At 66.3% G+C, this 6,421-nt stretch carries 8 protein-coding genes and 1 pseudogene; 6 read left to right on the forward strand and 3 right to left on the reverse strand.

The window, feature by feature from the left end:
• Window positions 1–552: 552 nt before the first annotated feature.
• A complete protein-coding gene (locus CV1CTNOD_RS24755; RefSeq protein ID WP_165485502.1) occupies window positions 553–699 on the forward strand; it encodes a hypothetical protein in 147 nt (48 codons plus the stop codon).
• Between the two features lie 30 nt (window positions 700–729).
• Here the strand turns inward: CV1CTNOD_RS24755 and CV1CTNOD_RS13685 are convergent, their stop codons facing one another.
• Both CV1CTNOD_RS13685 and CV1CTNOD_RS13690 read right to left on the reverse strand, forming a co-directional pair.
• Window positions 730–1,440 carry a Fic family protein gene (locus tag CV1CTNOD_RS13685; protein WP_131786487.1) on the reverse strand — a complete coding sequence of 237 codons (711 nt, stop codon included), beginning with the start codon at window positions 1,438–1,440 and terminating at the stop codon, window positions 730–732.
• Entirely contained in the window at window positions 1,437–1,643 is a 207-nt protein-coding gene (locus CV1CTNOD_RS13690) for an AbrB/MazE/SpoVT family DNA-binding domain-containing protein (RefSeq protein WP_131786488.1), read from the reverse strand. Before CV1CTNOD_RS13690 ends, CV1CTNOD_RS13685 begins: the two co-directional genes overlap by 4 nt.
• An 11-nt stretch (window positions 1,644–1,654) precedes the next feature.
• On the opposite strand from CV1CTNOD_RS13690, the gene CV1CTNOD_RS13695 reads away from it, so the two are divergent.
• The 5 genes and pseudogenes from CV1CTNOD_RS13695 to CV1CTNOD_RS13720 all read left to right on the forward strand — a co-directional run.
• Window positions 1,655–2,038, forward strand: coding sequence for a hypothetical protein (locus CV1CTNOD_RS13695; protein ID WP_131786489.1), 384 nt, complete (start codon window positions 1,655–1,657; stop codon window positions 2,036–2,038).
• A 346-nt stretch (window positions 2,039–2,384) separates the two neighbouring features.
• On the forward strand, window positions 2,385–3,029 hold the full coding sequence (locus CV1CTNOD_RS13700) for a hypothetical protein (protein ID WP_131786490.1): 645 nt from the start codon (window positions 2,385–2,387) through the stop codon (window positions 3,027–3,029).
• Between the two features lie 747 nt (window positions 3,030–3,776).
• Complete coding sequence (locus CV1CTNOD_RS13710; RefSeq protein WP_131786491.1) at window positions 3,777–3,971, forward strand: hypothetical protein; 195 nt, start codon at window positions 3,777–3,779, stop codon at window positions 3,969–3,971.
• A gap of 45 nt (window positions 3,972–4,016) precedes the next feature.
• On the forward strand, window positions 4,017–4,220 hold the full coding sequence (locus tag CV1CTNOD_RS13715) for a hypothetical protein (RefSeq protein WP_131786492.1): 204 nt from the start codon (window positions 4,017–4,019) through the stop codon (window positions 4,218–4,220).
• Between the two features lie 508 nt (window positions 4,221–4,728).
• Window positions 4,729–5,406, forward strand: a pseudogene (locus tag CV1CTNOD_RS13720) (reverse transcriptase domain-containing protein); the annotation flags it as partial.
• 29 nt (window positions 5,407–5,435) lie between these two features.
• On the opposite strand, the gene CV1CTNOD_RS13725 reads toward CV1CTNOD_RS13720, so the two are convergent.
• Window positions 5,436–6,421 (reverse strand): IS630 family transposase (locus CV1CTNOD_RS13725; RefSeq protein WP_131786494.1); only part of this gene is annotated, 986 nt, incomplete at its 5' end.

A 6,421-nucleotide genomic window follows, 5' to 3' on the forward strand; every position in this document is an offset into this window, starting at 1 on the left:
CAGCCGGAACAGTTAAGAACTAAAAGCTCAGATTTCCGGCGGAGTACACTAGCGGAGCGCTGCCCCTGAGATAGCCTGCTTGCCGCTTCCTTCCATCGCAGCCCGAACGCCCCGTCTCCTTCGGGAGGCTGGGTTCTTCGTCATATCCGGGATCAGATTCTGACGGCCAGCGTCAGAATCTGTCACCGAGGCCGATGCGGCCATGGGTGTGGTGGACCTAACGGGTCATTGGAAGAACCAGACAATCTTGATTGAAGGACCCGAAATCGCCGTCCGGCCGGTCGGAAGACGAATACCGGCCAGGGACGATAGACGGTGAACGCCGAGCCCGAGGTTCCGCACCCCATATCGAACATATGTTCCGTGATCCGGGTGAGGCACTCGCACCACGATGAATCTCGCGACCATGGTGATGGGCCGCGGTCAGTCTGACGGCCAACGCGCCTCGGACTCCGCGCGGCGTCTGCGATTTACGCCGTCGCCGCTTCCGAGTGGGGCGGTGTTGATCGAGATTCTGATGGCGCTCGCGGCGGTCCGCAGGTCCACGACTGCGTGGCGCGGTCCTCTCAGGTCTGCCTGGTCTGGTGGTCGCGGGCCGAGATCTGCCAGGCGACGGCGGCGGCCGAGGAGGTCTCGACGACGCGCGAGCTGCACCGTGATCCGGCGGCGCAGCTGCGGAAGCTCGCCGCCCCGGCCTAACGTCCCGCCGTGACGTGCAGCCGCGAGCGGCTACGTCGCGGCGCGGCGGCTCGCCTCGTCGGCGAGTGAGACCGCGAGGAGGCGGGTCAGGGCGGGCGTGTCCTGGGTGTCGAGCATGGCGATGTACGCGGATCGCTGGGTGACCTGGACGATGGCGGGAAACCCGAACCTGCGGATGGTCTGGTAAGCGATGATCGTGCGGCCGGTGCGGCCGTTGCCGTCGGAGAACGGGTGGATGCGTTCGAACGCGATGTGCGCTCCGGCGATGGCCTCGAGCAATGCCTCATTGTCGAGGTTGGCGGTCTGCCGCTCGGTCTGGTCGGCCCACTGGCGCATGAGATCGGCGACGCGTGAGGGTGGCGCGGGCTGCCAGGACGCGCCGCTGACGATGTTGCTGGAGGTCTTGTACTGGCCGTGGTCGTGGGTCAGGTGGTCCATCAGCGCGGCGTGGAGGTCCCGGACGAGGCTGGTCGCCAGGGGTTCGCCGTCGGCGACGGCGCTCAGGATGCGAGCGAGCGCCTGGTAATGGTTGGCGACCTCGTACAGTTCGCGCACCGGCGTGCCGGCGACGGGCACTCGTTCGTCGACCAGCAGGGTGATTGTGTCGGCCAGGGTGAGGGTGTTGCCCTCGATCGCCGCAGAGTGATGCGCCAGGCGCACCAGCACGTCCTCGGCGTACTCCGGCGACAGGACCCCGGTGCGGGCGACATCGGCCAGGAACTCTTGCCGGGTCCAGGTCACGGCCTGGTCCGGGCCGCGTTGATCACGGCTATCAGGTCGGGCAGGGAGGTGTCCTCGTACCTGCTCACGGCGCGGGCCTCGAGTACCCCGGCGCGGACGGTCACCTCGACCGTGTCTCCGGGGGCGAGGCCCAGAGCGTGCAGCTCGGCCGGGCTGATCGTGATGCCCGCCGAGTTCCCGATTGTGACGACCTTCTTCCGCATACGAACAGGGTATGCCCTCGTACGAACCAACCGTCCCGCCGTCGTACCGCAGCAGCCAGCCGGCGGTCAGCCACGCTCTCGCGTGCGGCGTTGCGGGCCCTGTCGAACTGCTGCTGGGCGGCCGGGTGCCATTGGAATTGCTTACCGTCGGGCAGCGGCAGGAGTGGTCCGCCCGGTTGTTCCAGGCTGACCCGCAGGACTCACCGTCCACGCTCGGCGTCCGCATCCGATCCGCTGACCAGGGTGTGCCCGCCCGGGGTGAACGCCACAGTGTTGACTCTGTCGGCGTCCGTGGTCCTCGGGCAGCCGATGGACCGGGCGGCGGGGTCGCCGATGTCCTACAGGCAGATCCGGCCATCCCAGCGGCCGCTGACGAGGGTGCGGCCGTCGGGTGAGAAGATGGGCGACGTGGCAGGGGCTCAGGTGTCCTGCCCATGCCGGCCTGTGCGGCGCAACGCGGCGCGGGTGCGGCGCAACGCGGCGCGGGTGCGGCGCAACGCGGCGCGGGTGCGACGGCCGCAGGCGGATGGCAATCAGCTTCACGGTGACGGTGTACCCCGAGACACCCGAGCGACGGCTACCCGCCCTAATCGCCTGCTCGGAAGCTGGACGTCGCGCGAGCCATCAGCCCGACCCGGGTACGGGCCTGTTCACTACCTTCCCGAGTATCCAGCGGGAAGACCCCTGTCCGCACGCTTTGTAAGCGATGCTGGGGACGGCTGCCCGTCCGGGAAGGAACCCATGGACCTCGCGGAGAGATACCAGGCGCTGGTATACGGCGCGACGCTGGTCGCCGAGTCCGCCGAGGACGCCTACCGGCTGGGAGCCCTTGACCGTTTCCTCAAGCCGTGGATCCGCGGCCGGCTCGACTCGCTGGGTGCTCTCTTCGCCAGCTGTGACACGAGCCACCAGCTGGCCCGGGACACCAGAGCACTGGCCACGACGGCCGCCAGCTACTCGGAGCTGCGAGAACAGCTGTTCTCCGACCTCCACCACACGCGTCCGGAGCCGCCCTGGCGAACCGTTGCCCGGGGGGAGATTGCGATCCGGGCCCAGTCTGTGGTGCTGCTGAGACAGCCGACCTTCGTCCTGCGGCGTCTCGACGCCGGGTTGAACGTCCCGGGCGCGGCCACGTGGGAATTCGTGGTGATCACCAAGCCGTCCGACCCCACGGACGAGGGCACATCGTTCGTGGTCATGGTGTCTGCCGACGACCAGCAGATCGGAGTTCCCATCGCGGTGTCGAAGGAACTCGAGAGCGAACGCGCCTGGTATCAGCAGCTGGAGTACGGCTTCTACTCCCTTGGGATCAGACCCGTCCTTACCGCCCTGCAAGATCCGGACCGTCACCTCAAACGGTCCACCGACGACGGGGACGTCCTTTGACCCACGTCCTCAGACAGGCTGCGTACCCACCGCTCCAGGAAGTAGTCGGGTTGGTCGGCAGCGATCCGGTCGATGGTCAGCAGGGTGCAGATGGGCCAGCGCCAGCAGGGCCTGACGATCGGCGGGCAGGCGCCGCCAGCGGGTGCGGCGTTCGCGGCGGCGGGCGCGCAGCAGACCGGTCAACAAGCACAGGGATCGGGTGGACAGATCGACGCCGGGCGGACAGGTTGCTCTTGGTCGACAACGATCTATCAGGAGCTTCATCTCTTGCTGGGCCGGCCTCTGGCGCTGGGTGCGACAGGCCGGGTGCGGACACACCGTCGACGAAGGCCTTGACCTTGTCCAGTCGGTCTACCGCGTCCGCGGGCTCACCGGGGGCCAGTCAGCCAGCGACCCACCCAAAGATCATCGATCGCACGTACCCACACGCAAAGACGGCACCCGTCCGCGCCGTGCCCACCCAGCGCGTCGCGTGGCACCAGGCTTCCTGAGCGGAGAGCCTTTCAGCGCGCGGCGGTCTCGACGCCGTTGCCCCACCGGGAACATCCTGGTTCGCCCTCCCCGCGCCCTCGATGATCATTTCTGTCCTGGCTGGACGTCCTCTTGCCTGGCTCGCCGAGCCCTGCCCGTGCGGCGTGCTTCGCGCTCCGCGCGGAGCTTTCACCCTCGACAAAGCAAGATCACAGCTGGCACACAAACTCGCCTGATCAGATGAACGGGTCATGAACTCCGGGCGAAGGAATCTCTGTGGGCCAGTGGAAGATCCTTGTTGCCGATCTGGTAGCCATCGCCGTGCTGGCGTTCGGCCTCGCGGCCGGGCCGCTGCAAACGCCCAGGTCGGAGGTGGTGGAGCTAACGCGCCAGAATAAGAACCGTCTGATCTCGGTTCAGGGTCCTGAAATCACCGTCCGCCCGGTCGCTGGGCGGATCCCGACGGGGTGATGTCCGGTGACCGTGGGGCCGGCAACATCAACTACCGAGTCGACCATGCGTTCCGCGCACCTGGCGGTTCCGGGTGCTCCGGTCCGACTGCTCACCATGATCGTCGGAATCGTGGCTGGGTGGACCTTCCTGTTCGGGTTCGTGCGCCATGAGGCGCCAGTGCGCCGTGAGGCGCTGGGAATCGAAGGAGGTGCGAGACCTCCTCGCCGGGCTGTCGCAGCAGTCTGGTGGGAGCTGAGCGCAGTCTGACCCGGGAGACGCCGGGGAGGGCGGGAAGCAGCGCTGACAAAGCCGGGACTGCTCGGGACTACCAGACGGGCGGGGTCCGGCGAGCGAGACCAGAGGGTGTACGAGAGGAACCAGTGGTAAAGCTCCGTAAGCGTGGCACCGGCTTAAATCTGGTGGATACAGGCCGGGGTGCAGTGCACGGTCCGCCCGTCGGGCGGGCCGACTCTGAAGCCGACTTGGCGTGTCGGTGGGGAGGCCACGGTGAAGGTCTGCGGCGTAACCGTGGCGATGCTGCCGGGGCAAAGCTGGGCGCCGGACTGGTCGATCGATTCTCAGTGAACACGGGAATCATCCCGCGCCGTTCCCGCTGTCCGGAATCCATCCGGATTGGTGGGATAGATGCGTCGTCTGTCGAAGATGTGGGATGAGGCGGAGGTCCTGTAGTAGTCCGAGCACGCGAGAGGCGTGCGCATGGCGAAGGGGGCCAGCAAGCCTGTAGTGGAAATGCTGGAATACTGGGAGGTCACTGGTGAATACTGGTGATCCGGTGGAGGCCTTGCATGAGGCGGAACGCCGGGTACTGGATATCCAGACCAAGCTGCACCGTTGGGCCAGCGATGGTCCTCATCGCAGGTTCGATGATCTGTACAACCTTGTTTGTGATCCCGCTTTCTTGCTGGTGGCGTGGGATCGGGTGCGGGGCAACAAGGGCGCGCGCACGGCTGGAGTGGACGGCGCGACCGCTCGCTACATCGAGGCCGAGCGTGGGGTGGAAGGGTTTCTTGCCGAGCTGAGGGATGAGCTCAAGGCGCGGACTTTCCGCCCTCTACCGGCGCGGCGGCGGGCGATCCCGAAGGTGGGCGGCAAGGTGCGCTACCTGGGGATTTCGACCGTCCGTGACCGGGTGGTTCAGGCGTCCTTGAAGCTGGTACTGGAGCCGATCTTCGAGGCGGACTTCCTCCCGTGTTCCTACGGGTTCCGTCCGAACCGCCGGGCTCACGACGCGGTGGCTGAGATCCACCATTTCGCGTCCCGCTCGTACGAGTGGGTCGTGGAAGGTGACATCAAGGCCTGCTTCGACGAGATCTCTCATCCGGCCCTGATGGACCGGGTGGGCAGGCGCGTCGGGGATAAACGGGTCCTGGTCTTGGTGAAGGCGTTCCTCAAGGCGGGTGTTCTCGCCGAGGATGGCACGCTGGCGGATACTCTTAAGAAGAAATGGTTGATCTGGACTGATCACCAATGAATATAGGACAACCTGGGTGCGCGGAAGATTCCCCTTATGATCTCCGGGAAATCTCGTAGATGCTCCAGCGCCGCAACCGCCCGAGAACGCAGGTCCCCGGCGTCTTTGATCGATGCCCTCCCGAGCGTGTCATGTTTGACGTTTTTCCACACCAGCTCGTCGGGGTTGAGCTCGGGCGAATAGGTCGGCAGGAAGAACAACGTCAGTCTCCCGTCGCTGTCCTCGGCGAACTGCCGAGTCTTCCTGGAAACATGGTAGGTGGCATTGTCGAGAATCAGGAAGACCTTCTTCCCGCCGGCGTCGGCCAGCAGCTTGACGCAGAAATCGATGAATACCTGTGAATCCACTGTGCCTTCTCGCACATCGAACGAGATCTCACCTTTCCGGGAGATGGCAGACAGCATGCTCACGGTCGTCCGGCTGCCGGTTGTCCGCACCACCGGCGTCTGCCCGACCGGCGCCCAGGTCGTGCCCGAGTGGTAGTCGCTGCGCACCGCCGCCTCGTCGCCGAAGTACACCTCAGCGCCCTCCTTCCGGGCACGCGCCCGGATCGTGGGGAACTCCTCCTTCTCCCACCGCACCACCGCTTCCGGGTCTTGTTCGATCGCCTGCCGGAGCGGCCGCTGCGGCGAGAACTCGAGGTCGTGCAGCACGGCCCCGACCGTCGGCGCAGAAAGATCGATATCCCACCGTTCGTAGATCAAATCTCCGACGATCTTCCGCGTCCACAACGCCTCGTCGAACCCGTAGTCCATCGGCGTGTGATCTTTGATCAATATCGCCAGTTCGGCGCGCTGCTTCCCGCTCACCTTCTTCGGCCCTTCCGGTCGAGGCTTCGCCGCCAGCGCGCTCTCGCCGTCCTCGCGAAGCGTCTTCTGTACCCAGAATGCCCACGCCCGACTCCGCCCCAAGGCCTCCGCCACCTGCTCCGGATTCCGGCCCGCCCGCAACAGGCGCGCCGCCTCGAACCGCTGAG

Source organism: Protofrankia symbiont of Coriaria ruscifolia, assembly GCF_900634745.1.
GTDB lineage: Bacteria > Actinomycetota > Actinomycetes > Frankiales > Frankiaceae > Protofrankia > Protofrankia californiensis.

Coding starts and splice junctions, on each gene's coding strand:
- CV1CTNOD_RS13695 (WP_131786489.1), top strand. CDS start 1,655: ATGCCCTCGTACGAACCAACCGTCCCGCCGTCGTACCGCAGCAGCCAG.
- CV1CTNOD_RS13690 (WP_131786488.1), bottom strand. CDS start 1,643: ATGCGGAAGAAGGTCGTCACAATCGGGAACTCGGCGGGCATCACGATC.
- CV1CTNOD_RS13700 (WP_131786490.1), top strand. CDS start 2,385: ATGGACCTCGCGGAGAGATACCAGGCGCTGGTATACGGCGCGACGCTG.
- CV1CTNOD_RS13715 (WP_131786492.1), top strand. CDS start 4,017: ATGCGTTCCGCGCACCTGGCGGTTCCGGGTGCTCCGGTCCGACTGCTC.